At 35.8% G+C, this 26,154-nt stretch carries 18 protein-coding genes; 9 read left to right on the forward strand and 9 right to left on the reverse strand.

Features of this window, described 5'->3' with window-relative positions:
• Window positions 1-38: 38 nt before the first annotated feature.
• Window positions 39-1,031: a type IX secretion system protein PorQ gene (gene porQ, locus C1631_RS01435; protein ID WP_109709940.1), complete on the reverse strand. Its 993-nt coding sequence runs from the start codon at window positions 1,029-1,031 to the stop codon at window positions 39-41.
• A gap of 167 nt (window positions 1,032-1,198) precedes the next feature.
• Between porQ and pyrH the strand changes: the two genes are divergently transcribed.
• From pyrH to C1631_RS01450, 3 genes are all read left to right on the forward strand, one after another.
• A complete protein-coding gene (gene pyrH / locus C1631_RS01440; RefSeq protein WP_109709942.1) occupies window positions 1,199-1,906 on the forward strand; it encodes a UMP kinase in 708 nt (235 codons plus the stop codon).
• Between the two features lie 395 nt (window positions 1,907-2,301).
• Window positions 2,302-2,856: a ribosome recycling factor gene (frr, locus tag C1631_RS01445; RefSeq protein WP_109709944.1), complete on the forward strand. Its 555-nt coding sequence runs from the start codon at window positions 2,302-2,304 to the stop codon at window positions 2,854-2,856.
• 227 nt (window positions 2,857-3,083) lie between these two features.
• Complete coding sequence (locus C1631_RS01450) at window positions 3,084-4,142, forward strand: 3-oxoacyl-ACP synthase III family protein (RefSeq protein WP_109709945.1); 1,059 nt, start codon at window positions 3,084-3,086, stop codon at window positions 4,140-4,142.
• 46 nt (window positions 4,143-4,188) lie between these two features.
• Here the strand turns inward: C1631_RS01450 and C1631_RS01455 are convergent, their stop codons facing one another.
• The 4 genes from C1631_RS01455 to C1631_RS01470 all read right to left on the reverse strand — a co-directional run bounded on the left by C1631_RS01455 (window position 4,189) and on the right by C1631_RS01470 (window position 10,082).
• Window positions 4,189-4,974, reverse strand: coding sequence for a hypothetical protein (locus C1631_RS01455; RefSeq protein WP_109709946.1), 786 nt, complete (start codon window positions 4,972-4,974; stop codon window positions 4,189-4,191).
• 123 nt (window positions 4,975-5,097) lie between these two features.
• Window positions 5,098-6,555, reverse strand: a complete 1,458-nt coding sequence (locus tag C1631_RS01460; protein WP_109709947.1) for an LptF/LptG family permease — start codon at window positions 6,553-6,555, stop codon at window positions 5,098-5,100.
• A 121-nt stretch (window positions 6,556-6,676) separates the two neighbouring features.
• Window positions 6,677-7,324 carry an outer membrane lipoprotein periplasmic chaperone LolA1 gene (lolA1, locus tag C1631_RS01465; RefSeq protein ID WP_109709949.1) on the reverse strand — a complete coding sequence of 216 codons (648 nt, stop codon included), beginning with the start codon at window positions 7,322-7,324 and terminating at the stop codon, window positions 6,677-6,679.
• A gap of 190 nt (window positions 7,325-7,514) precedes the next feature.
• On the reverse strand, window positions 7,515-10,082 hold the full coding sequence (locus C1631_RS01470) for an FtsK/SpoIIIE family DNA translocase (protein ID WP_109709951.1): 2,568 nt from the start codon (window positions 10,080-10,082) through the stop codon (window positions 7,515-7,517).
• A gap of 629 nt (window positions 10,083-10,711) precedes the next feature.
• Between C1631_RS01470 and C1631_RS01475 the strand changes: the two genes are divergently transcribed.
• Together C1631_RS01475 and C1631_RS01480 are read left to right on the forward strand one after the other, a co-directional pair.
• The gene (locus C1631_RS01475; RefSeq protein WP_109709953.1) at window positions 10,712-12,400 is read left to right on the forward strand and encodes a DUF8202 domain-containing protein; all 1,689 of its coding nucleotides are present in this window, start codon (window positions 10,712-10,714) and stop codon (window positions 12,398-12,400) included.
• A gap of 10 nt (window positions 12,401-12,410) precedes the next feature.
• Window positions 12,411-12,911 (forward strand): phage tail-like protein, encoded by a 501-nt coding sequence (locus tag C1631_RS01480; protein ID WP_109709955.1) that lies wholly within the window; start codon window positions 12,411-12,413, stop codon window positions 12,909-12,911.
• Between the two features lie 72 nt (window positions 12,912-12,983).
• Here C1631_RS01480 and C1631_RS01485 read toward each other — a convergent pair whose 3' ends face one another.
• From C1631_RS01485 to C1631_RS01495, 3 genes are read right to left on the reverse strand one after another with little or no spacing between them, the layout of a single operon-like run.
• Window positions 12,984-13,676, reverse strand: a complete 693-nt coding sequence (locus tag C1631_RS01485) for a DUF3823 domain-containing protein (RefSeq protein ID WP_165828213.1) — start codon at window positions 13,674-13,676, stop codon at window positions 12,984-12,986.
• Between the two features lie 16 nt (window positions 13,677-13,692).
• Window positions 13,693-15,462 (reverse strand): RagB/SusD family nutrient uptake outer membrane protein, encoded by a 1,770-nt coding sequence (locus tag C1631_RS01490; RefSeq protein ID WP_109709959.1) that lies wholly within the window; start codon window positions 15,460-15,462, stop codon window positions 13,693-13,695.
• Between the two features lie 32 nt (window positions 15,463-15,494).
• Window positions 15,495-18,749 (reverse strand): SusC/RagA family TonB-linked outer membrane protein, encoded by a 3,255-nt coding sequence (locus C1631_RS01495; RefSeq protein WP_109709960.1) that lies wholly within the window; start codon window positions 18,747-18,749, stop codon window positions 15,495-15,497.
• 576 nt (window positions 18,750-19,325) lie between these two features.
• Between C1631_RS01495 and C1631_RS01500 the strand changes: the two genes are divergently transcribed.
• The 3 genes from C1631_RS01500 to C1631_RS01510 all read left to right on the forward strand — a co-directional run bounded on the left by C1631_RS01500 (window position 19,326) and on the right by C1631_RS01510 (window position 24,251).
• Entirely contained in the window at window positions 19,326-19,970 is a 645-nt protein-coding gene (locus C1631_RS01500) for a cysteine hydrolase family protein (protein ID WP_109709962.1), read from the forward strand.
• 57 nt (window positions 19,971-20,027) lie between these two features.
• Window positions 20,028-20,597: a Crp/Fnr family transcriptional regulator gene (locus C1631_RS01505; protein ID WP_103248757.1), complete on the forward strand. Its 570-nt coding sequence runs from the start codon at window positions 20,028-20,030 to the stop codon at window positions 20,595-20,597.
• Window positions 20,598-20,975: 378 nt separating this feature from the next.
• Window positions 20,976-24,251, forward strand: a complete 3,276-nt coding sequence (locus C1631_RS01510) for a cytochrome c biogenesis protein CcsA (RefSeq protein WP_109709964.1) — start codon at window positions 20,976-20,978, stop codon at window positions 24,249-24,251.
• A 72-nt stretch (window positions 24,252-24,323) separates the two neighbouring features.
• Here C1631_RS01510 and C1631_RS01515 read toward each other — a convergent pair whose 3' ends face one another.
• Window positions 24,324-25,097: a T9SS type A sorting domain-containing protein gene (locus C1631_RS01515; RefSeq protein WP_109709966.1), complete on the reverse strand. Its 774-nt coding sequence runs from the start codon at window positions 25,095-25,097 to the stop codon at window positions 24,324-24,326.
• Window positions 25,098-25,264: 167 nt separating this feature from the next.
• On the opposite strand from C1631_RS01515, the gene C1631_RS01520 reads away from it, so the two are divergent.
• Window positions 25,265-26,131: an SPFH domain-containing protein gene (locus tag C1631_RS01520; protein ID WP_109709967.1), complete on the forward strand. Its 867-nt coding sequence runs from the start codon at window positions 25,265-25,267 to the stop codon at window positions 26,129-26,131.
• Window positions 26,132-26,154 lie beyond the last annotated feature (23 nt).

Genomic DNA, 26,154 nt, shown 5'->3' on the forward strand with positions numbered 1-26,154 from the left:
GAAAAGCCAAGAAATTTCTTACTTATTTTAAGATAGAATTATTCTCCTGCATGGCTGGAAAGATCCATAGAGACCCCTATCTGGTTGACGTTCGATGAGTTGTGATATCTTACGTGAGCATAATCAATACGGAACCGGGAAACTTTAATCCCGAATCCAGCCGAAAGTCCTGAGAAGTTTCTTTGATCCGCCACGGCAAGTTCATTTCCTCTCTTTACATTATATCCAAGTCTGATGTTGAAGTTTTTTTCCGGGAACAGCTCTGCTCCTAAAGAGAAGTGATCGGCAATCTTCCTGCCAGCATTTACTTTTTGACCCTCAACATTGTATTCTGAGGAAATATCAAACTTTTGAAGATCATGTGCTGTAATAGTAATGGCCAGAGGGAAATTTTTTAAAATTTTGGTATATCCCAGATCAATTCTGAACGGAAGGTTTTCACGTACTCCGTTGAAAGATTTTAGTTGAAAACCAAAATTTCTCAGTACAAGGGATAAAACTTCTTTGTTCTTTTTATTGTGATAGGTAACCCCTGCGGTTCCTGAAATGGCAGAAGAAGTATAATTATCAATTTTTGAAGTTACAAAATTCAATCCTCCACCAATTGTCCAGTCTTCTTCAAACTGATAGGCATATCCCGCACCGATGGCAACATCTGATGCTTTGAAATCTCCGTTTTGAAAACCACTTTCATCTGTTCTCGGGATACTGCCATAGCTCATATAACGGGCATTGATGGTAGCCATATGACCGTTTTCAAAGTCTTTGGCGTAGGCAATGGTACCGTATTTTGAATCAGCAAGGTAAGCTGTAGCATTTACAGAAAGCTGCTTATCAGAGTCTTTATTTAAGAGGGCCGGGTTTGCAATAGCAAAGGAAACATCATAATCTCTTATAGAAATTGCATCGCCACCAAGGGCTGCTTGTCTTGCAGAAACAGGTACATTTAAGAACGGATAAACATTTGTTCCTGTTTGAGCATAAGAAACAATTCCAGATAGAAATAATGAAAAAATGATAATTTTCTTCAATTCAGTTTATAATTAATGCAAAAATAATCCTTTTTCGTACTTTTCAAAATATTTCTGACATTATTTCTAATTAAATATTTTTCTTTTATCAATATCTATAATGATTATATTTGCAAAATCAAATTTGGGGCGAACCCATGCTAATAAAAAGTTACTAAAAATAAAAGATGAAATATAAAAGAATCCTTTTAAAACTGAGTGGTGAGGCCTTAATGGGGAACAGACAATATGGTATTGACAATGAGAGACTGCAGGAATATGCGGCAGAGATCAAAAAAGTTGTTGAAAAAGGTTGTGAGGTAGCAATCGTTATTGGAGGAGGAAATATTTTCCGTGGTGTTGCAGGCGCTGCAAAAGGAATGGATAGAGTACAAGGAGATTATATGGGGATGCTGGCTACTGTAATCAACGGAATGGCATTACAGGGAGCTTTAGAAGATGCTGGTATTAAAACCAGACTTCAGTCTGCTATCGAAATGGATAAAGTGGCTGAACCATTTATCAAAAGAAGAGCTGTAAGACATCTTGAGAAAGGTAGAGTCGTGATCTTCGGAGCAGGAACAGGAAACCCTTACTTTACTACAGACACTGCAGCTACACTAAGAGCTATCGAAATTGATGCTGATGTGATCTTAAAAGGAACAAGAGTAGACGGAATTTATGACAGCGATCCTGAAAAGAATGCAGATGCTGTAAAATATAATTCATTGTCTTTTGATGAAGTATATGCTAAAAATCTTAAAGTGATGGATATGACTGCTTTCACTCTGAGCCACGAAAATAAATTGCCAATTATCGTATTTGATATGAATAAAGATGGTAATTTAGAAAGAATTGTAGACGGAGAAAATGTAGGTACTCTGGTTGATTTGTAATAGAATAAATCAATAAATATAGGGGTGTTTTAAATATAGTGGCAGCCTATCAGATTACTGTTAATTTATAACCGAATAAAATTAGACAATACTTGAAAGAGTGTTGTCTTTTTTTGTAATTCGTGTTTTCCCTTTGCCCTCACTATTTCAATATAGATCGCCTTAATGCATGTGGATAAGCAATATGAAGACAAAATTTAGACAATGCTTCAGCTTGTTCAATGAAAAAGACAGGTCATTGTCACTTTATATCAAAAACAATTATTATTTTTGCACGACTAAATAGTAAAAAAATAGTAAAAAAGTACTGTATTTGGGTACATTACAAGGCTTAACTATTTGATTTTTAAATACTATTAATTTTAATGTGTAATTTATCAAACTATACTATAATAATGGAAGAATTAGATCTTATATTAGAATCCGTAAAGCAGGACATGGATGCAGGTGTAAAGCACTTGGATCACGCATTTCAAAGAATTAGAGCCGGACGTGCTTCTACAGCTATGGTGCAGGATGTAATGGTGGAATATTATGGAGCTCCGACTCCTATCAACCAGGTTGCAAATGTTTCTGTTCCGGATGCAATGACTATCTCTATTCAACCTTGGGACAGAACTGCAATCAATGCAATTGAAAAAGCAATTATCAATTCAAACTTAGGTTTTGCACCTTCTAACAATGGGGAAAACATTATCCTTAATGTACCGCCTTTAACAGAAGAAAGAAGGAGGGAATTGGCAAAACAGGCTAAAAGTGAAACTGAACAAACAAAAATCGTTATAAGAAATGCAAGACAAGATGGTTTGAAAGAACTTAAAAAGCTGGAAGGTGTTTCTGAAGATGTTGTAAAAGGGGTGGAAGAGGAAATTCAAACTTATACTGATAAATACGTAAAGATTTGCGATGAGCACCTTAAAACAAAAGAGGCTGAAATTATGAAAGTATAAATTTCATTTTTGAATATGCATAAAAGAGGTTTTCCTGGGAAAGCCTCTTTTTTTATGCCCCTTGGTTTTCAGGCAATAAAGGGTACTATTTCACTTATTTTTTTTTTTTTTTTCACTTAATTAGTTTGATTACTATAATATATTGATTAGTATTAACGTTAATTCATTATATTTATAAAATTATTCCTGCAAAACCTTATTAAAACAGGAAATTAACCATTACAAGGATGACAAAAATTATTGGGGTAGGGAACTACATACCATCTGAAACTATAACAAATCTATTTTTTGATAAACATATTTTTCTAAGTGAGGAGGGAATCTTATTAAAAGATAATAACGCATCGATTACAGAGAAATTAAAAAAGATCACCGGCATCGAAGAAAGAAGGTATGCACACAGTACACAGGTAACTTCAGATCTTGGTCTTATTGCAGCCCGTGCGGCGATAGAAAATGCAGGGATAGATCCTGAAACATTAGACTATATTATATTTGCCCATAATTTTGGAGATGTCCGTTTTGGAACTGTTCAGTCGGACATGGTTCCCAGTCTGGCAGCAAGGGTAAAACATTTATTAGGGATCAAAAATAACTTCTGTGTAGCGTATGATGTCTTGTTTGGATGTCCCGGATGGATTGAAGGAGTTATTCAGGCAAATGCATTTATTAAAGCAGGAATAGCAAAACGCTGTCTGGTCATCGGAGCAGAGACTCTATCCCGTGTTGTAGATATTCACGATAGAGATAGTATGATTTATGCTGATGGGGCAGGAGCTGCTATTTTAGAAGGTAATAATAGTGATGAATCCGGTATAAAAGCTCATTTATCAGCTTCCTATACCCTTAATGAAAAAGATTATCTGTATTTTGGAAAATCATATAACAATGAAAAATGTCCTGATACAAAATATATTAAGATGGACGGGAGAAAAATATATGAATTTGCTCTTTCGAATGTTCCTGATGCCATGAAAAAATGTTTTGACAACAGTGGATATTCTATTGATCAATTAAATAAAATTATTATCCATCAGGCTAATGAGAAAATGGACGAAGCTATTGTTAACAGGTTTTATCAGTTGTACGATACCCCGGTTCCTAAGGACATAATGCCAATGGTTATCCATAAACTGGGTAATAGCAGTGTGGCTACAATACCTTCTTTGTTAACGATGATTTTAAAGGATGAAATGGAGCAGCATAAAATCAAGAAGAATGATGTTGTTTTATTTGCTTCGGTTGGTGCCGGAATGAATATAAATGCTTTTGTTTATCAGTTTTAAACTAAATATTTGAAAAAAAGAGGTTCATCATTGAACCTCTTTTTTTTTATTTGCAGTTTTCATTATAATCATAGATCACTTCGTTTACCAGAGATAATTTATCTGTCATGGTATTGCTGATTTCATCCCTGATGAATTTACCCAGCCCCGTTCTTTTTTTCTCCTCATTTTTCAATGATCCATATTCTCCTTTTGTCATTTTTGCTTTTGCATAAGGGCAATCGGCAATAATGATTTTTGCTTTTGAAGGAGTAAGCTCTTCCACTTTTCCTCCTTTTTTAGAATAAATATAGTTGGGATTATCAATTAATCGGTTGGCTTCTGCCTGCGTGATTGCATAGGCAGTATTGGCAGTGACTGATGTAGGATAGCCATAAAGTTTATATACTGTAATTTTACCATCAATGATCAGCTCGGCAAATTGAGACGTTCTTGAAAGGTTGTTCAGGGCTTTAAACCCTGCACCTATTCCTGTAGTACTTTCAGAACCAATAAGAGCTTCTCTTGTGTTTGAATATTTTACAGCTTTAAAAATTCTCGGAGTATCCCCTTCATATATCATGTATTCTTTGATATCATCTGCATCGAAATTTTTAAACTTAATTCTGTTTTTCACTTTGTCAATATCAGAAGCCGCTCCGAATTTTACTTTTAACTGATTTTGCCAGGGGCTTGAAGAGCTTCCGTTAAGGCGTACAATCCCTTCTATCTTTTTCCCCGCCTTGTCAATAATGTATCCATATCTCTGGCCATTGTAGGTATCTGTCTCTTCCTGAGCATATATATTTAATGAAAGAAGCCCAAACAGGCTGATAAGTAGTAATTTCTTCATGGTTATTTTTTTAATTCACACAAAGATAATTTTTTCTATTAAAAAATGTATTAATTATAAATTTTTAATTAAAATACATAAAAAAGATCCGAAAAACTCCGGATCTTTTTATTATTATAATTATTATTGATATCTCTGATGTTCTTTACTCTTGACGAACAACCTGATGATGGGTTTAAAGAATACTTTGTATTTTTCCGCATCAAATAATTGAGAGTCTGTAAGGGCTTTAAAGGTCATCCAAACGCCAAACGGCAGAAGAATAAGATTAGGAAGCCATGCAGCCAGATATGGATTCATTTTTCCACTCCACGACATATTTTCCACCCCTACGTTCAATACATAAAATACAATGAAAATGACAATAGCAATGATCACCGGAAGTCCCATACCTCCTTTTCTGATAATAGATCCTAAACTGGCTCCGATCAGGAAAAAGATAATGCAGGTTATAGAATAAGAAACAATTCTTTGCTGATAAATAACAATTTTACTGAAATACTTTACATTGGTGCTGAATTCATTTTTCTTTGATTCCAATGTCGTTTTCAAATTATCCAGTCTGTTGTAGGAATTGTAGATAATATCCAGTTTTTTATTCCCTTTTATAGTATCCAGTTTTATCTGAGATTTTGGGGCTATTTTAGGCTTGTTACCCTTATCCATATAACTGATCACTGAATTGGTCTGGTTTAAAACATCGTTTCCGACGTTGGTAAAAAACAATTCGTTTTCCTTTTTACTGGTAGCGATGGTTTGATTCAGTTGATTATAGGTTTGGAAGCGGTAATCATCTGTAATTTTCTCTTCTTCGATAGCTTTATTAATAATCTCACTGATATTAAAATGAGAGACTAATGTGTCAAATTTAATGGCCTGATCCGGTTGTTTTTGTTTGACGAGATCACCTCTTCCTGCAAAGTTATCTTCAAATATATACCCGTTAAACAAAACCAGTTTCAGGTAATTTTTATTGGCAGCAGGGACAAACTTTCCTTTTTCTGCTACTACAGATTGTTGGTTTTCATAAGAACTTGCCTTTTTATGAACAAAAACCCCTTCAATATTTTCACCGTTTTCTCCATAAATTTTATCAAATTTTACCATGTATCCGGGAATCTGATCAATAAACTGGCCTGGAGTAAAGTTGATGGCGGGTTTAGTCTGGGCTATATTGAAAAGCATGTTTTTTGCTTTTTTCTGAAAATCAGGAATGATGTTATTGGAGAAAAAGAAAAGCATAATCGCCAGGATACCTGCAATTCCCAATAAAGGGGTCATTACCCTGGTCAGGGGAATTCCCGCGGCCTTCATTGCTGCAAGCTCATAACGTTCCCCAAATTCTCCAAAAGACATGATGCTTGCCAAAAGAATGGTAAGTGGAAGAACCATACTAATAACATTTACCCCAAGGTAAAAAAGAAGTTTCAGGATTTGCCAGTAGCTTAATCCCTTTCCCATAAATTGCCCCAATTGAACCCAGATAATGTTTACAATAAAAATGAAAAACAATACGCTGAATATAAAGAAAAACGGTCCAAAGAAGGTTTTTATAATATATCGGTCTAGTATTTTTAACATGCGCCAAAATTAATCAAAAAGCCACAAAGTTTACTTGTGGCTTCTTATATTTTGTTATTTTTTTTCTAAAGCAAAATTGCACAAAGGTAAAATTACCAATAGCAGTTTTAGTGTCAGCTTTTTAAAGCTCGGTAATCACATAGTTTTTAAACTTATTTTTATCAAAAACAAACATGTTAGGATCCAGATCCTGATTCTCCTTATATTCTTTAATAGCAATTACAGCAACATCCTTATTGCTTCCATGCTGTTCAAGTTTTACCATTTGCTTTTTCGCTGAGTCTATAAAAATATAAACGTACTTTATTCCGTTTGCTTTTACCGGGGTAAGTTTGATAAAATCAGCATTGACACCGTTTACCGTTTTTTTACCATTATAGGTCACGTTATAATCATTTCTGTAAGTAGAAAGATAGTTGATAGGGGAGAAGAGGGCACTGCTTCCGTTTGGTTTAGCAATCGTTACTTCCATATCTTCAGCATTGATGTTGTAGATCTTATTCCCATCAAAGATCTGTTCCGTTTCCATGATCTTCAATTTGTATTTATCTCCGGAAGAATAGTATATACCGGGCTCTGTTTTCGTTACCTGCTCGTTCAGACCGCTTCCAAAAGAAAATTTGAAGTAAGAATTCTTTTTAGAATTATAGTTGGCTGTAATATCATCCAATATTTTCTTGGCCTTTGCATCAATCTTCTGAGCATTAGCCATACCCACTGCACCTACAACGAAACTTCCTAATATAACTTTTGAAATAATATTTTTCATTTTTTATTTAATAATCTTTTAAACATTTTTAAGCTCTAAAGGAATAAAATGAGGTACATTTTTCCTTTATTGACGCAAATCTTTCAAAAACTGTTCCAAAGGATTGAGAGCATTAATCCTTTATGGTTTTATTTGCAGACAGAAAATATAGTATATCATTTTCTGTGAACATGTTAATATAAGATTCAGCTTAATTTCTTAAATCTTCCAGAAACTGCTCCAAAGAATGAAGGTCACTGATCAGAACCTCTCTGGCTTTTGCACCGTTGAAACCTCCTACTATACCACTTGCTTCGAGCTGATCCATAATTCTTCCCGCTCTGTTGTATCCAAGCTTCAATTGTCTCTGAAGCATGGAAGTGGAACCTTGTTGGGTAGAAACAATAATTCTTGCAGCATCTTCAAATAACGCATCCTTTTCATTAGGATCAAAAGTTCCCGCACTGCTGCTGTTGGAATCTTCAGAAACGTATTCAGGAAGTATGAATGCTGAGGCATATCCTTTTTGTTCTCCGATATATTCAGCAAGCCTTTCAACTTCCGGAGTATCTACGAAAGCGCACTGAAGTCGTAAAATTTCATTACCATTAAAGTATAACATATCTCCCTTACCAATCAATTGATCAGCTCCCGGAGAATCGAGAATAGTTCTTGAGTCTACACTCGAGATTACTCTGAAAGCTGCTCTTGCAGGGAAGTTAGCTTTGATCATACCTGTAATTACATTTACAGAGGGTCTCTGAGTAGCTACAATAAGGTGGATACCTACGGCTCTGGCAAGCTGGGCCAATCTGGCAATTGGTAATTCAACTTCTTTTCCGGCAGTCATAATCAAATCGGCAAATTCGTCTACTACCAATACAATATAAGGTAAGAAGCGGTGTCCGTTTTCGGGATTTAATTTTCTTTCTGCAAACTTCTTATTGTATTCTTTTAAGTTTTTACAAAATGCATTCTTAAGAAGATCATATCTTGTGTCCATCTCAATACAAAGAGAATTCAATGTATTGATTACTTTATTGGTATCCGTGATGATAGCTTCCTCCGCATCAGGGAGTTTAGCCAGGTAATGTCTTTCTATTTTGGAATATAATGAAAGTTCTACTTTCTTAGGGTCAACCATTACAAACTTCAGCTCACTAGGATGCTTTTTATAAAGAAGTGACGTTAAAATAGCATTAATTCCTACAGACTTCCCTTGTCCTGTTGCACCCGCCATTAGCAAGTGAGGCATTTTTGAAAGGTCAGCCATGAAAATTTCGTTGGAAATTGTTTTTCCGAAAACCACCGGAAGATCCATGTCTGTATTCTGGAATTTATGCGAACCAATTACAGAACGCATAGAAACCATTGTCGGATTTTTTCTTGGCACTTCAATACCGATTGTTCCTTTACCAGGCATTGGTGCAATAATCCTGATTCCTAAAGCAGAAAGGTTCAAAGCAATATCGTCCTGCAGCTTCTTAATAGCTGCAACTCTGATTCCTGCTTCCGGAACAATTTCGTATAAAGTAACAGTTGGCCCGATGGTCGCTTTGATCTCGGCAATGCCTACGTTGAAATTCTTTAAAAGGCCAACGATCTTATTTTTATTTTCTTCAAGTTCTTCCTGATTAATAGAAATTTCTTCACTTCCATAATCTTTTAACAGATCAACTGGTGGCATCTGGAAGTTGGCCAAATCTAGCTTATGATCATATAAACCATGTTTTTCAATCAGTTCCTGAGATTTTTTGTCAGAATCATCTAAAACATCAATGACAGGAGCTACTTCTACATTAAATTTAATATTTTCCTGAGAAGATATATTGATCCCTGTATTCGTAGGAGATGGAGTAGAAGGCCTGATATCAAAAGCCTCTTCGGGAGTCGAAACCGGAACCACAGGTTTTGTCACAATGTTCAGGCTAACCGGCTGCGAAACTTCTTTAGGTTCATTATCAAAAGACGTGTGATTGGGAGTATTGATGGTTTCTATGTTAGTAGAGACCGGAATTTCCGGAAATCCCTTTGGGATGTTTACATGCTCTTGTTCTTTGATTTTATTATTAAGAGTATTATCGGATGCATCACTTACAGTAATATTAGACAGTTCTTCTTCAGGTTCTTCTTTTAACTCCTCGTCAGCCACAAAATCCTCATCCGAGTCCGGCATCATGGATTTTACTTTCCCGATGGTATTTTCATTAATTTTATTCAGTTTGGCTTTAATAGAACTTGGTCGAAGGTTAAATTCTAAAATAAAGTACAAAAGAATACTTGCCACCAATACAGTCCATAATCCTACAGTTCCGATAATAGAATTCAGATAATCCATGATCTGATATCCGTAAACACCCCCTAGAACCCCTTGCCCTTTGGTGAGTGCTCCCATAAAAATAGGCACCCAACAGATAAAAAATAATGAATGACCTATAGTCTTCCAGGGTTTGAATATTTTCTTTTTGAGGATTAATGTTCCTACTACAAAGAATAAAAATGCAATAATGAATGAGGCAATACCAATACTTTCAAAAATAAAGATATTGCCAAACCAATCGCCCGCTTTACCAAAAATATTAGAAGATTTTATCGTTTTATCAAGCATAGTACCTGCCTGGCTTTGGTCTGCCTTCCAGTTCATTAAATAAGAAATGAATGATAGTGCTAAAACGATAGAGAAAAGTATAAGGCTAAGCCCCAAAAATATACGTGGCTTAGATAAAATCCGGCCTGATTCCGGTGTTTCAGTCTGTTTTTTTTGTGTCTTTTTGTCCATAATATCAATGTCGCAAATTTAATGTTTTTTCAATACTAAAAGAATCTTTTTTCTTCAAAAAACATTTTGCAATTCCCGATTTTACTGTGATTGTTTAGGTTTGATGAAAAGAGTATTTACCCCTGTTAATTGTAATAAAATAAGGTATTTTTTTTTGTTTTTCCAAATTCAGATCTGTTAAATTATATTAACTACTGGCCCTTTCTTAATGATATGGCTTTGAGCAGGGAATAAACTTCTATTCAAAACATATAATAATTCAAAAAAATAATAATTTATGATAAAAAAGTTAATATTATAAAAAATATATTTGTTTTCGTTATTGAATATATGGTGTTTTTCATTAAGAGATGAAAAATTTTAACAAATTCAAATAAATCATTATAATTCCATAAAAAAAATATATTATACATTTGCTGTAAATATCCAAAAAATTTAAAATTTATGAGCTGGTTTTCCTAGATATTCTAACAAATATTATGAACTATGCTTAACAGGTTTAATAAGAGACCGTTTTTAAATTTTGCTTTTATTTATTTTCCATATCCCTACTATTCCCAATTAATTAGTACAATTTTTGCAGATTTACTAATTTTTTTAAATAAATACAAACCTTAAAAGATACACGAATGAAAAAGCAGTTATTCTTTGTATTCTTGTTGGGTGGCTGTACGCTATGGGCACAATCTCCGGGTGGTGTTTCCAGTAATCTCCAGATTTGGGTAAAAGCAGACGCAGGTACCGGCACAACAACAGATAATACACAAGTCTCCATCTGGGAGAATCAAAAAGTCGGTGGAGTAAATGGGGTCGCCAATCAGGGAATGCCTGGCTACTATGCCGATCCTGGTGTTGGGGCAAGGCCTATTTACCGTGCGGCAACATCTATTCCTAGCTTTAATTTTAATCCCGCCATTCAGATTGTTAGTACAGACGGATACAGATCAGGGTATAAATTCCCTTCAGGTTTTCCGGATAATACCACTACATCTCTCACTTCATATACACATCTTTCCAGAACGGCACCCACTGTTTACAGAACAGTCTTTGTAATGAATGGTACTGCTCAAAGTTCTAATACTTCTGAAATTGCCGGAATCTGGCAATCTCCATTTTTTGGAACCCAAACAAATCGTCCTGAATTTTACAATGAAAAGGAATATGGGGATGTATATTTTGGAACAGAGACCATCAGTACAGTAGGAAGTAATGTTCCCAGCATCCAGTCCTATTATAATAAAGAAGTGGGGGGAAGTATGAAATATTTTTTTGATAATAACGGTCTAGCTTATGGAGAGCCGTCCAACAGTGTTGCTTCTGCCAAAAATTATCCTGGGCTGGTTCTTTTAATGGATAATGATGGAGGATCAGGATCGACATCTCTTGCCGGTGACAGGATTGGAGAATTTATTTTGTATTCGGACACCCAAACTCCTGAGGAAAGACAAAGAGTAAATTCCTATCTGGCTATTAAATATGGGGTCACCTTATCACAGCCGCAGAACTATTTGGGCTCTGATCAGTCAGTTACCTGGAATTCTGCTATTAATACGGCTTTTAACCATAATATTTTTGGTATGGCAAAAGATGATACCTCTGTCCTGAGCCAGGTAGTAAGTAGCAGTATTAATGAAGAAAATAATATTATGCTTACAGTTGCGACGACGAATGATTTTATTTCATCTAATGCGAATCCGGGCAGAGCTGCTTTTTCTCAGGATAAAACTTTTTTGGTAATGGGAGATAATAATGTTCAGGATCTTACTTTGATAAATTTTGGAACAGGTGTTGGAAAGATAATTCAAAGATCATGGTTGGCACAAAAAACGAATGATACAGGTTCAGTATGGCTGCAGACAGACTTTTCAAGATATATGGATATTGTTTCAACGGATAAGGTATTTATGATGATTGCAGATGATCCAGGATTCACACAGAATGTAAAAATGATTTCCGCAACAAGTTTCGTAGATGGTAAAGCAGTATTTAATTATTCATTTCCGGCTAATGCGTATTTTACTTTTGGAATCAATCTTCAGACATATTGCACCAAAGATCCTGCAACAGGAACTCCGGATGCTTATACTAAAATAGGAATTTCAGGGTATACCAACGTGCAGAATGGTTGGCCGGGAAGTGTGCCGAACGGATTTATGGCTTTAGAATCAAAAGATAAGGGATTGGTCATTACCAGAACAACATCGGCAAGTATTGCTTTACCGGTTGAAGGGATGTTGATTTACGATACATCAGATAAGTGTTTTAAATTGTACAATGGCACAAGTTGGAATTGCATTACCAAATCTTGTAACAATTAAAAAATAAAAAATGAAAAAAGTAATTATAATAATAACATTATTTCAGATAGGACTATTGTCAGCACAAATTGCTGTTGAAAAGCAGCAGGTTGATGGGGATGGTCTTTTAGATTTTCCTGCCAATACGACAAAAGGGATTTTATTGCCTATTGTAGAAACGCTTCCATCCAATGCCGTAGCAGGAACTCTTTTAATGGATAAAAATGATCAGATCATTAAAATGAATATAGAGTCTGCCTGGGTACCTTTGAGCGATAGTGGTTCCGTTGCCGGTGTTGTTTTCAATACAAATAATGAGATTCCCGGACAAAACAGAATTATCATGGGATCTGATACAACTGCTGCATCAGGTGTTTTGGTTTTGGAATCTTCCCATAAAGCACTTGTACTTCCTAAAATTGCAACTCCGCATACGAATGTAAAAAGTCCATATCCGGGCATGATTTGTTATGATACCACGAGTAAAAGTATGGCGGTATTTGATGGTTTGAAGTGGAGCTATTGGAAATAGTTTCACTATTATCAAAATGAATAATAGATGTCAGAATAAATTATTCTTTCCTTTAGGTTATAAATTAAGAGTTTATAACCTAAAGGAAAGAATTTCGGAATAATTATAATAACTGTTTGAATTATTACATCGGGCACCAGATCGGATATAATATTGCACTCCTTTTGATAACCCTGTGATCTCGGTAATGAAATCTTTTTCGGTAAGATCTGAATCCGAGATATCATTGGTATTGATGAAAGGGGATTGGTTAATGTAATTATTAATATCAACATAGGGTCTGTTACTTATCAATAGAGCTCTTCTTTGTATTTTTCTTTTTGCAGCAGATTGAGAGATTCTATATTTTACAACCACTGAACTTTCCTTTTTCTCCAAAATATCTATAGTAAGGTTTAGGAAAGGAATTACTTTAAAATCATATTTTGCTGCATTTTGTAATTGAAGGGACAAAGTATCCGATTTTTCAAAAGGCCCCTCAGCAATCACTTTGTAAGTTCCATCAAATAGTGCTTTGTTAACAAAATTACCCTCCTGCATAACCCAAAAATCTATCGGGTCTTTTGCATTGAATTTTCCTCCTTCGTACATACGGATCCTGGCTCCGTCAGGTTGTTGTCCTTGTATCTGCTTTCCTGTTTCCTTGTCGATAATTCTTCCACTAAAAGAAGAAGACGGAGCTGTGTAATTATCAATACGGTCTGAACATGAGAATATTATAAATAGGGAAACTATTAAACAGAGAATAGGGCATCTATTTTTCATATTTTTTATCATTGGATTAATATAAAGGATTCTGGATCAGATTAGGATTGGCAGATATACCAGGAATAGCTTCCCAATATAATTTTTCTGTATAGGTTTTATTGGGTCTGGAAAGAGCAACTTCTTCAAAAACGTAGGTTTTATCCTGCCAGTTCAGATAGGGGTACAAGCCTTTAAACTGACGGTTATTAATAACTGAAGTTCCTATTCTCCATCTGCGCAAATCCCAAAAACGATGGTTTTCAAATGCAAGTTCTACAAAACGTTCGTGTCTTATGACCTCAATGTCAACCGACACTTTTTCTGCAATACCCGCACGGCTTCTGATTTTATTAAGATAGGTTAAAGCCGGTCCGCTGTCTCCCAGTTCAAAAGCTGCTTCAGCTGCATTAAGATAAGTTTCTCCCAGTCTGAACACCATCCAGTTGGTATCTGATCTTCCATAGGGAACTCTGATAGAAGGATTCATGAACTTTTTGATGTAAAATCCCGTTTTTGTAGGATCCCAGGTTGTTAAAGGTCCATCTTTTCCTACAATAGTGATCGCGTTAGTTCCAGTACCATACATGTCGGTAAGTTTACCGGATTCTATTTTTTGACCATTATCTATAATTCCGCGTCTGATTTCCACAATATTACCTTGCCATGGAGCCATAGGATAGAGTATGGTAGCAAAGAAACGAGGGTCTTTTCCTGTAAAAAGATCAGTGGGACTATTATATTTTATGAGATTTCCATTGGCGTCTTTAATTTTTAAAGTTCCTTGGGAGCCGTCAATGTACTCGAAAGCTTCCACCATATCGATTGTGGGATTGGTCACGTTTCCGTAATCAACTCTGAAACTTTGGGGAGCATTATAGTAATCAAAGCTATGTGTTTTGTCCGGTGAGTTGAATGCTTTTACAAAAATAGCCTCACTGTGCATGCCTTTATCGAGAAAAAGTTGCTGGAAATTTTCTGCTTTATCAGGAGTTTTATTGTATAAAGTGAATTTACCAGATTCTATAATTTCCTTTGAGGCTTTGAGAGACTCTGTATAATATCTTTGGGCTTCGGAACCTGGGATACCAATCAATCCATTAATCTGTACGGAAGCATATTTTGCTATAGATCCTGCATAAAGCATCGCACGGCTTTTCAATGCTAATGCTGCCCAGCGGGTGGCACGAAAACGATTATTGTCATTTTGTGATACTGGTAACAGAGGAATAATTTCATTAAGTTCTTTCAAAATAAAATCGTAGGTTTCTTGCTCTGTATTTCGGGAAACCTGTAGAGGAGTAATATCTCCTCCGGAATATTCCTGAACTTTATCAATAATAGGAACTCCACCATACCGTTTTACTATTGAGAAATAATAAAAAGCTCTTAAAAACCTGGCTTCTGTGAGATAATTTGTCTTTTGCTCCACAGATAGGTTGCTTGTGGATATTTTTTGTATAAATAAATTGACCTGTCTGACTGCCTTATATCCCCACCATCCATACGTATTGGTAGGAATAATAGCTTGCGTTGAAAAACTTCCCCAAGTATAAGAGCGGAGGGCTTCATCAGTAGCCTGACTTAAATAACCTGCTTCATCATTTACTGTATAATTAAAGTCCTCCGTTTGCATATTATCATAGAGAGTCACCAAATTGGCTTCTATTGAAGAGGGGTTGCTCCATACCTCATTATCTGATATGATATCCAGGGGGCTTCGATCCAGAAAATCTTTAGTACAGGAAGTGCTGATGAAAAATAAAGCTCCTGCTATTCCTAATGTTATTGTAGTATATATTTTCATAATAATCGTGTTGGTAGTATTTAACAATTTTCTTATAATGTTGCTGTTAGTCCAAAATTAATTACCCTTTGCTGTGGATAATAGAGACCTCTGTTGTTGCTGTTTTCAGGGTCCAGATATTTAACTTTATCCCATGTGATAAGGTTAAATCCATTAAGATATACTCTGAGTGTTCTTACGCCAATTGATTGTAACATAGTATTTTTAAAGGTATAAGCGAGTTGAATGTTCTTCATCCGTAAATAAGAAGCATCTTTAAGCCAGAAATCTGATGTTTTTTGATTGTTAGGGGATCCACCTGGAACGGTTGCCGGATATTTACCCGGTACCCATGGGCTGTTTGGATCATAAGGATCTTGTCTGTGCCACCGATCCATAAACATAGCGAGAGAATTGGCGCCATTGAAAAATGGAGATTGATATTCGGCTTCAAAATATTGGTTGAAATTAGCGGCTCCTTGTAGTAGTACCGAGAAATTGAACCCTTTCCAGCCAACATTGATATTCAAACCAAACATGATTTCCGGATCTCTTCCTCTGCCGATCGGGCGTATATCTTTTCCGTCAATAATCCCGTCACCATTTATATCTTCGTATCTGATGTCTCCTGGTCGAAGTGATCGGTTGCCCTGACCATCCTGTACTGCCCAGGCATTGATTTCATCCTGATTCTGGAATTGTCCGAGAGATTTATAACCCCACCATATATTGGTCCATCTGTTGGTATAATCATTTCTCCATTGTTGAAAGGAATTATTATAGGGAGAAGCTTCAGTATATTTTGAGCGTGATCTTGTAAAGCTTACATTTCCCTTGATATCAAAATCTAATTCTCCATATTTTTTGTGATGCCCAAGGATAACTTCGAAACCTCTGGTATTGTCACTATTTAAATTTTCCTTGGGTAGCTCTGCCCCAAAAGTATTTGGGATAGATAAAGCTCTTGTTGCAAACAACCCGGTGCGTTTTCTGAAGAAATAATTGGTTTCTGCTGTAAATAATCCATTACGAACATTAAGAACCATTCCTATGTTGGTGGTTGTTGAAGTAAACCAGGTGATATATTGATTTATAATTCCTTTGTCACTAAGTCCGGGAATCGGATTATTTCCAAAAATGTAGTTTCCGGAGGGATAAGTATATCCCGGTATATATTGCCAGTTAGAAGAATCTCTGTTATTGATATCATTCCAACCGTCGTCTCCAACTTTGCCCCAGGATCCGGTAAATTTCAGATCAGTGATGTACTTCTTTAAACCCATTTTCTCAAAAAAAGGCTCATCGGAAATACGCCACCCGGCACTTACAGCAGGGAAGAACCCCCATCTTGAATTTTTAGGAAAACGGGATGACCCGTCGTATCTGAAAATTAATTCCGCAATATATCTGTTTTTAAAGTCGTAATACGCCCGACCGGCAAAACTTCGGCTTGCAAACTCAAAAGCTTTTCCGTTGTTATTTTTATTGTTGTCTACTCCTGCAAATAGATAGTCTTTACTGTTCAGTAAAAATTCACGGAAAGCCCAGAAATTATTTCCTTTATTGACCCGTTCCTCATAAACTAAAATACTTTCTACATTATGTCTTTCGGCAAACTTTCTTTTATAGCCCAGGGATAAGCTGGAAACCCTATCCGTTTCTTCATTGAAATCATGTTGAAGAGTAGTAGGAGAATTTCCTATATAGCCCTGTGTATAGGTATTTGTTGCCGGATTATATTTGTATAGCATATATGTAGGACGCCAGTTTTTTACCTGCTGATATTGTTTGATATAAGAATACTGACCATTTACATACAATCCCGGAAGAAATGGAGCATTGTATGTAAAGTTGATGATTCCGTTGAAAAAATTTTTAGTATCATTGGTATATCCGGATATGTTTTTGTTCATCAATGCTATCGTATTTTGTTGAGACTGATTCGTCTCTGCCGGATATTGAGGATTGTCATTTGCATAAGGACTAAAAATAGGATAGGTTCGTAGAAGTCCGCCTATCATTGTTGCTGCACCGGCTCCCGGAAAGTCCCGTTGTTCCATTCTTCCGGAAACATTCATTCCTACCGTCAGGTTATCTGTTATTTTTCCTTCAACTTTTGATCTGAAATTATAACGCTGAAATTGGGTGTCTCCACTTCGCCACATCCCGTCCTGCCCAAGATACCCAGCAGACATAAAATATTTAACCTGATCACCTCCACCGTTTACAGTAATATTATGCTGTTGTTGCGGACTGTCTGCCCGGATAGCTGCAGTAATCCAATCATAACTTTTTCTTTTGCCATTAAGATAATCTTCATAAACACTTTTACCATAGGCCGGTTTACCTCCTTTATTTATTTCTCCTTCATCGGTAAGTAAGACGAATTCGGCAGCATTGGCCATTTTAGGATAACGTGTGGGAGACTGGACTCCATAGTACATACTGTATTCTATGGTTGGCTTTCCTCTTGATCCACTTTTTGTGGTTACCAAAATTACTCCGTTAGCCGCTCTTACTCCATACACTGCCGCCGCCGCATCTTTCAATACGGTTAAAGATTCTATTTCATTGGGATCCAGTTGGGTAAAAGATTGAGGGATACCATCTACAACAACGAGAGGAGCTCCAAAGCCCCTGATGCTAATCCCGGCTCCGTCGTATCCCGGTTCACCAGATCGTTGTGTGGTTACCACACCGGGAAGACGTCCTGCAATCAGGTTGGATAAATTAGCTACCGGAGATTGAGTGATTTCTTTTGAATCAATAGTTGATATCGCGGAGGTAACGTTTTTCTTTTGCCGGGAAGTATATCCTATCACAACTACTTCATTTATAGCCTTGGTTTTAACCGCTTCTTCTTTCCTAAGCTTTATCTGTAAAGAAGAAGATTGTCCCACAACTGCTTCATATCTTTCGTAGCCAATCATTTCTAAGATTAAAATATCATTTTCTGCTGCTTCAATTCTAAATTTTCCGCTGAAATCGGTAGTGGTACTTTTGTGAGTGCCTTTAATTATAACCTTTACACCCGAAACAGGTTGACCTTGCTCATCAGTTACCATGCCTTGTATGGTATCGGGTGGACTTTGTTTACGTTCTGGTAGTGGAAAATCAGCAATCTTATTGATTATATTAAAAGAGGAATCGAAATGGTTGATCAACAGATTATGTTGAAAGTAATTACTGTGATATCTGATATTACCGGAACTGTAAATATTTGCATGAATGGAAACAGACATTAGTAAAAAAACAGAAGCTAAAGGTATAGGTAGATTTAGTTCATTCTTTGTGTAGAGGTTCTTCATATTTTGGAGTGTTATTTGATAGTTTTGTTACTACAAAAACAGGTGGTAACCGCTTATGATAAAAAAGCTGGGCTTTCTTTTATTCAAGTCACAGATGTTTTTTTGTTTTGAATGGAAATTGTCAGTGAATCTTATGAGTAGATATTGAGGATCATAAAAATAATGTTGATTTTCTGTGCTTGAAATTTGTGTTTATAGCTTGTATTTTTCTGTTTTCAACCATAAATTTTAGAAAATATCATTAAACTATTCTAAAAACATGCTTATACATATGTCATACATATGTCATACATGTGTGATATATTTTGACTGACAACTATTTCATATTCTGTATTGAAAGGTTGGCCTCTTCTCAAATGTGTATATAATGTATGTTTTACTGTGAAGATTGTCATATAAATGTAGTATATGTGAGGATTCTGCTACTTTTCTTATATGAGTTGAATAGGGATGAAATATTTCATTTGGTATAGCCTGAAATGCCCGGACGGGCAAATCTGTAATATTTATTTTTTTGAACTAGTTCAAAGGTTGGGAAATAGAACTGGTATAATTTTGTGCTATAAAATTTAATTAATGAAAAACAGATGTAAATGTATGCTGACTTTAAGCCTGGTTTTAATTTCAATGGTAACGATGAACGCTCAACAAAAAAGAAAAATGGAAAATACAGCACTATTAATTATCGACGTACAAAATGATTATTTTCCCGGAGGGAAAATGGAATTAAAAGGAGCAAAGCAGGCTGGTGAAAATGCAAAACAGATTTTGGAGTTTTTTAGGAAATATAGTCTTCCCGTCATTCATATCAAGCATATTTCAACGAACGAAGGGGCCACTTTTTTTCTCCCTAATACTTCAGGAGTAGAAATCAGTTCTTTCGTTTCACCCCAAAAAAATGAAAAAATTATTATCAAACACTTCCCAAACAGTTTCAGGGAAACTGATCTCTTGTCATATCTCCGTTCAGGAAATATTAAAAATCTGGTGATTACAGGAATGATGACGGATGTTTGTGTAGATTCTACCACGAGGGCGGCTTTCGATTTAGGTTTTAATAATACTATAATCGGAAACGCTACAGCAACCAGGGACAGAAATTTGAATGGTGAAGTCGTACCAGCGGAGGAGGTGCAAAAGTCATTTCTGGCAGGAATATCTGCATTGGGTAATCTTTACGCCGGTATTGTCAATGTTGAAGAGTTTTTGAAGGAAAAATAATCATTGAGAATAAAGGTATCATGAATAATGATATCTTTATTTTCTTTAAACCCATATATGTTCGACTCACTTTACAAAAATATAAGCAGACATGTTAATCTTTCCGAAGAGGAATTCAAGCGGTTTGCCCGGTATTTTCAATCTGAAAAATACAAGAAGAAGGATGTGGTCCTGAGAGAAGGAGAGTATTGTTCTTTTGAAGGTTTTGTCGTGAATGGGTGTTTTAAAATATATTATCTCAATGAAAAAGGTTTTGAACAAACCTTGTATTTTGCTGTAGAAGGATGGTGGATTACAGATCTTGACAGTCTGATCAATCATATTCCGTCGATATTGAATATTGAAGCCATTGAGGATAGTGAAGTGCTGATGATTTCAAAAAAAGATAAAGATCTTTTGTATGAAACGATGCCGCAGGTAGAAAGGCTTTTCAGAATGATGAATCAGCATTCATCTGTTGCATTGCAAAGAAGAATTCTTTCTTTAACCGGAAAGACCGCTGATAAGCGTTATCTGGAGTTTTTAGAAAAATATCCCGGGCTGGAACAAAGGCTGACTCAGCAACAAGTTGCTTCTTACTTGGGAATTACCCATGAATTCTTAAGCAAAATCAGAAAAAAACTATAGTAAAAATCATGTCTGATCTTTTACTAGAATACCGATAGAATGATTAATTTTTAAGTATAAATAAGTTACCTCAATGAATTGGTAAAATGACTTTATAGTAATCTTGGGAATTCAAATAAATACATGTTTTTTTAACTTACTTGTTTTTAGTTTTTTATCGAAAAGTTAAAGTTCTGGTATAGAATAATTCAATCGCCAACATAGTCATAATGAATCTATATTTTTTCGGATTTAGGAATTGAATTTTCCTTAATATTTTTGTTGTTATTAAGAATGATTCAAAATAAGCAAAACTCAGGCCAAAATGACAAAAAACAGCTTTTTTTAAGCTCTTTATGCTTTATCATCCTTATTTTTGCATGTCAAGTACAATAAATCATGAAGAAGCTCCAAGATATTCTTATCTCAACCAGAACAATGGCTGTATTGTTGCTGGTGTACGCATTTGCAATGGCTTATGCAACGTTCTTAGAAAACGACTACGGAACTCCTACAGCAAAAGCATTAATTTATGAAGCAAAATGGTTTGAATTAATCATGGTCCTGCTCATTCTTAACTTCATAGGAAACATCGGAAGATACAGACTATGGAAAAAGGAAAAATGGCCCGTTTTGGTTTTTCACCTTGCCTTTGTATTCATTTTTGTTGGTGGTGCTATTACCAGATACATTAGTTTTGAGGGACAAATGCACATTAGAGAGGGAGAAACCTCCAACGAAATTGTAACGGATAAAAATTTCTTTAAAATCCAGATCGAGGAAAAAGGAGATGTGCTGAATTATCAGGACGTTCCTTATTTGATGTCTCCGTTACACAAAGATTTCAACGCAACTTACGACTTCCACGGAAAAGAAGTGAAGATTGCTGCAAAGGAATATATTCAAAGAAAAAAAGACAGCCTTGTCGCTGAGCCAAACGGTGCTGAATATCTTCACCTGGTTTCTACGGGAAGTGCCGGAAGACAGAATATTTACATCAAGCCGGGAGAAACAAAATCGGTCAACGGAACTTTGGTGACTTTCAACAGAGCTATTGAAGGCGCTGTTGAATTTAAAAACGAAGGGGGGAAATTATTTATCAAAACTCCTGTTGATGCAAATTACATGACGATGGCAACTCAGGCTACCGGTACTACAACAAAAGATGAATTTCAACCTTTGGCATTAAGAAGTTTATATACGATTAATGAACTAAAGCTTGTTGTACCGGAAGGTCTTAAAAAAGGAAGACTGATCGCTATTGAAGGTGATAGAAAGAAGGATGCCAATGTTCCTGACATGCTTCAGATTGAGGTACAGGGACCAAAAACAAAGCGACTTGTTGATCTTTCTGTTGAAAAAGGAAATCCAAATGCCTACAAACAGGTGACCATGGATGGTTTAAACATGATGATTGGTTTCGGACCTAAAGTGTATAATACTCCTTTCGCATTAAAACTTGATGACTTCGTGATGGAAACTTATCCCGGAAGTTCATCTCCGAGTGCATACGAAAGCCACGTTAAAATTATTGACGAGGGAAAAGAAACCCCTTACAAAATTTATATGAATCACGTTCTGAATCATAAAGGATACCGTTTTTTCCAGTCAAGTTTTGATCCGGACAGAATGGGAACCGTACTTTCTGTAAACCACGATTATTGGGGAACATTAATTTCTTATATCGGATATGCTATGCTATTCCTGGGAATGTTTATTATCTTCTTCTGGAAAGGAACCCACTTCTGGAAATTAAATAAAATGCTTGTTGATGCCAGCAAGAAAAAGGCTAAAGCAGCAGCTGTACTTTTAGTGTTTTTAAGTTTAGGCTTAAATGCACAGAAAATTGAAACTCATGGGACCACAGACGGAAGCAGAGAGCACATCCACGTGGAAGGAGACGGGCACACACATGCACAACCAACAGATGTACAGCCGCTTGATGGGGCTGCTCCAAAGCAAAATTCATTGGCAACTCCAATGGCAAAAATGAGGTCTATCTCACCTGACGAAATTATTGCCAGAAACAAAATCAATAAAGAGCATGCAGATAAATTCGGGTATCTTTTAGTTCAAAGTTTTGAAGGAAGAATTGTTCCTATTAATACCGAAGCATTAGATGTTTTAAGAAAACTATACAAGAAAGATAAATTCAAAGGAACAGACGGAAAATATCTTACGGCGAACCAATGGTTCCTGTCTATTAATACGGATACTCCGAGCTGGACAATGGTTCCAATGATTAAAGTGGGACCTAAAGGTGGGGACGAGTTAAAAAATAAAACAAAGGCAGATGAGGAAGGGTACACTTCACTGATGAATCTTTTCCCGGCAGATGCCAATGGTAATCTGGTTTATATTTTAGAACACGATTATAATACGGCATTCCGTAAAAAACCTGCTGAGCAGACAAATTATGATAAAGAAGTAATTGCTGTAAACGAAAGAGTACAGATCTTCAATGAGTTTTTCAGCGGACAATTTATGAGAATCGTTCCTGTTAAAAATGATGCGAATCATACATGGCATTCATGGTTGGATCAGAAATTTGAACCGGATATGGAATCTCAACAGGTAATGGGACCTTATTTTGCAGAGGCCCTTACTGCGCAGAAAACCGGAAATTGGAGTAAAGCAGATGCAGAATTGGCAAAACTTTCAGAATATCAGCAAAAATGGGGTAAAGCAGTAGTTCCGGCGAAATCTAAAGTGGATCTTGAGGTTTTCATGAATAAAGCAGATATTAATTTTAAATTATTAATCTTCTATACCATTGTAGGGGGACTTCTTTTAATCTTAGGATTTATTGAACTGTTTAAACCTAGCAAAGTATTAAACAAAATAATCAAAGCGATTATTGCTGTTGGTCTGATAGGGTATATTTGTCACTTCCTGGGACTTGTTGCAAGATGGTATATTTCAGGTCATGCCCCTTGGAGTAACGGTTATGAAGCAATTATTTTTATCTCCTGGGTTGGGATTACAGCCGGATTATTCCTGTACAGAAATTCTAATGCATTAATTCCTGCAGCCGGATTTATGGTCGCTGTAATCATGATGGGATTTGCACATGGAGGTTCAGCACTTGATCCACAGATTACACCGCTTGTTCCTGTATTGAAATCTTACTGGTTGATTGTTCACGTGGCCATTATTACCTCAAGTTATGGTTTCTTTGCTCTATCCATGATTATTGCTGTGATTTCCCTTGTTTTCTATATTATTTCAAATAAAGAAACCTATAAAATTCACCACGATACAACGCTGAAAGAATTGGTAATTGTTTCTGAAATGTCATTGACTATTGGCCTTTTTGCTCTTACCGTAGGAAACTTCTTAGGAGGTATCTGGGCTAATGAATCATGGGGAAGATACTGGAGCTGGGACCCGAAAGAAACATGGGCTTTCATTTCAATTATGGTATATGCTTTCGTATTACACATGAGATTAGTACCGGGATTGAGAAGCAGATGGGCATTCCATGTAGCAACAATGTTTGCATTCTGTTCAATGGTAATGACGTATTTTGGGGTAAATTACTATCTGAGCGGGCTTCACTCTTACGCAGCCGGAGACCCTGTTCCGGTACCTGCATGGGTATACATCGGAATTGCAACCATGATTACCTTGTCAGCAGTTTCTTACTTTAAATTTAAAGCATTAACGAAGAAATAATTTTCCCAATATATTACTTAAAATCCCGGAATTTACTTCCGGGATTTTTTATAAATACAAGTCAGGAATGGGCTAGTTCTTTATAAATTTTGAGCGCATCGCACCTATCTGATAAAAATAAATTCCAACAGGAAGGGTTTCAATATTAATCGAAGTTCTGCTGTCCGATACGTTGACGTTTTGTGTTAAAACAATTTTTCCTGTACTGTCATAAATTTCTATTTTATTTGCCCCGTTCTCTGGATTTGTTATATTTAAAATCTTACTCGCAGGATTGGGAAAAGCGGAAAGTTTTGTTTTTGACTGAACCTCTTTTGTGGAAAGTGAGGTTGTAGGTAAACTATAGATTTCCGTCGAATTCGTATTTTGATTGAATAATCTTAGTTTGTTGATATTGGAAGTGTTGTCGTGATAGATATTGATGTCATATTCATCAGTAAACTTATAGTTTGGACCAAACTCACGTATTATGTTTCCGTCTTCGTTATAAATTTTTATAATGTATTCTCTTTCATATGTGACTGTATTGTATTTTTCAAAAGTTATAATTAATTCCAGTTTATTGTCAGTATTAAAAATGTTTTTGGATAGAATGAAATTATTATGGTATTGATCTACAAACATACTGTATCCGGTTGGCACCGTTGGACTAAATTGTTTGTAAAGGGAGTAGTCTGCTTTGTAAATCTTTACCACGTTCATTGTATGTCCTACGGAGTAATAAAATGTTTCATCTGCATTGGTATAAACTTGCAGATTTTCAGAAATGAAATTTTTATCCAGTGTGATTTGCCCAAAAGTAAATCCTGTAATAGCTATCGCAGCCGCGAGCATGAATTTTTTCATAGTTCTTAAATTTTAATTTTCACAAAAATATTTTGGCATCCGATAACTTCCTTATGGTTTCCCGTACCTTCACCCCCATATCTCTGATCTCAAAACTTTTTCATCTGTAATTCAAAATTTTTCACGAACTTTATGATATCAAAATAATATCAAAATAAAATTAAATCATGGAAAAAACCTTAAAACCTATGTCGGGCTATCTTACATTAGTTATTTGCCTTGCATTATTTGTAGCATCCGTATATTTCTTTATTTCCGGGGTGGATCAAAGTTTAGTATATGTCATTTTAGCGATGTTTTGTTTTTTGATTTCGTGTTTCTTTTTGAAGGGGTTAATGATTATTCAACCTAATCATTCCCGGGTACTGAACTTTTTCGGGAAATATGTGGGCTCAGTTAAAGAGAACGGATTGTTTTTCATCAATCCTCTGTATTCATCTCAAAAGATATCATTACGTTCAGAAAACTTACAGGGGCAGACTTTGAAAGTGAATGATAAAATGGGAAATCCTATTGAAATTGCTGTTGTAATGGTTTGGAAAGTAGGAGATACTTATAAGGCCGCATTTGATGTTGAACGGTACTCAGACTTTGTAAGAATGCAGAGTGAGGCAGCGGTGCGACATTTGGCCATGAGTTTTCCCTATGATAACTTAGAAGATGATCATGCTCCTATCACTTTGAGAGAAGGTGGTGATAAGATTAATTCTATTCTGGAGCAGGAACTTACAGACCGTCTTTCCAAAGCGGGCATTGTTATTCAGGAAGCAAGAATTTCTCACCTTGCTTATGCATCGGAAATAGCTGGAGCAATGCTTCAAAGACAGCAGGCAACAGCAATTGTTGCCGCAAGAACAAAGATTGTGGAAGGAGCAGTAGGTATGGTAGATCTGGCGTTAAAAAAGCTTTCAGAAGAGAATATTGTTGAGCTTGATGACGAAAGAAAAGCCGCTATGGTAAGCAATTTAATGGTGGTTCTTTGTGGTGAAAAAGCGGCAACTCCCATCCTGAATGCTGGAACTTTATACAATTAAGAAATAAAATTTTCAAACCATTT

The sequence above is a fragment of the Chryseobacterium phosphatilyticum genome, from assembly GCF_002899825.2.
Classification (GTDB): domain Bacteria; phylum Bacteroidota; class Bacteroidia; order Flavobacteriales; family Weeksellaceae; genus Chryseobacterium; species Chryseobacterium phosphatilyticum.

Coding starts and splice junctions, on each gene's coding strand:
- pyrH (WP_109709942.1), top strand. CDS start 1,199: ATGAAATATAAAAGAATCCTTTTAAAACTGAGTGGTGAGGCCTTAATG.
- frr (WP_109709944.1), top strand. CDS start 2,302: ATGGAAGAATTAGATCTTATATTAGAATCCGTAAAGCAGGACATGGAT.
- C1631_RS01450 (WP_109709945.1), top strand. CDS start 3,084: ATGACAAAAATTATTGGGGTAGGGAACTACATACCATCTGAAACTATA.
- C1631_RS01455 (WP_109709946.1), bottom strand. CDS start 4,974: ATGAAGAAATTACTACTTATCAGCCTGTTTGGGCTTCTTTCATTAAAT.
- C1631_RS01460 (WP_109709947.1), bottom strand. CDS start 6,555: ATGTTAAAAATACTAGACCGATATATTATAAAAACCTTCTTTGGACCG.
- lolA1 (WP_109709949.1), bottom strand. CDS start 7,324: ATGAAAAATATTATTTCAAAAGTTATATTAGGAAGTTTCGTTGTAGGT.
- C1631_RS01470 (WP_109709951.1), bottom strand. CDS start 10,082: ATGGACAAAAAGACACAAAAAAAACAGACTGAAACACCGGAATCAGGC.
- C1631_RS01475 (WP_109709953.1), top strand. CDS start 10,712: ATGAAAAAGCAGTTATTCTTTGTATTCTTGTTGGGTGGCTGTACGCTA.
- C1631_RS01480 (WP_109709955.1), top strand. CDS start 12,411: ATGAAAAAAGTAATTATAATAATAACATTATTTCAGATAGGACTATTG.
- C1631_RS01485 (WP_165828213.1), bottom strand. CDS start 13,676: ATGAAAAATAGATGCCCTATTCTCTGTTTAATAGTTTCCCTATTTATA.
- C1631_RS01490 (WP_109709959.1), bottom strand. CDS start 15,462: ATGAAAATATATACTACAATAACATTAGGAATAGCAGGAGCTTTATTT.
- C1631_RS01495 (WP_109709960.1), bottom strand. CDS start 18,749: ATGAAGAACCTCTACACAAAGAATGAACTAAATCTACCTATACCTTTA.
- C1631_RS01500 (WP_109709962.1), top strand. CDS start 19,326: ATGAAAAACAGATGTAAATGTATGCTGACTTTAAGCCTGGTTTTAATT.
- C1631_RS01505 (WP_103248757.1), top strand. CDS start 20,028: ATGTTCGACTCACTTTACAAAAATATAAGCAGACATGTTAATCTTTCC.
- C1631_RS01510 (WP_109709964.1), top strand. CDS start 20,976: ATGAAGAAGCTCCAAGATATTCTTATCTCAACCAGAACAATGGCTGTA.
- C1631_RS01515 (WP_109709966.1), bottom strand. CDS start 25,097: ATGAAAAAATTCATGCTCGCGGCTGCGATAGCTATTACAGGATTTACT.
- C1631_RS01520 (WP_109709967.1), top strand. CDS start 25,265: ATGGAAAAAACCTTAAAACCTATGTCGGGCTATCTTACATTAGTTATT.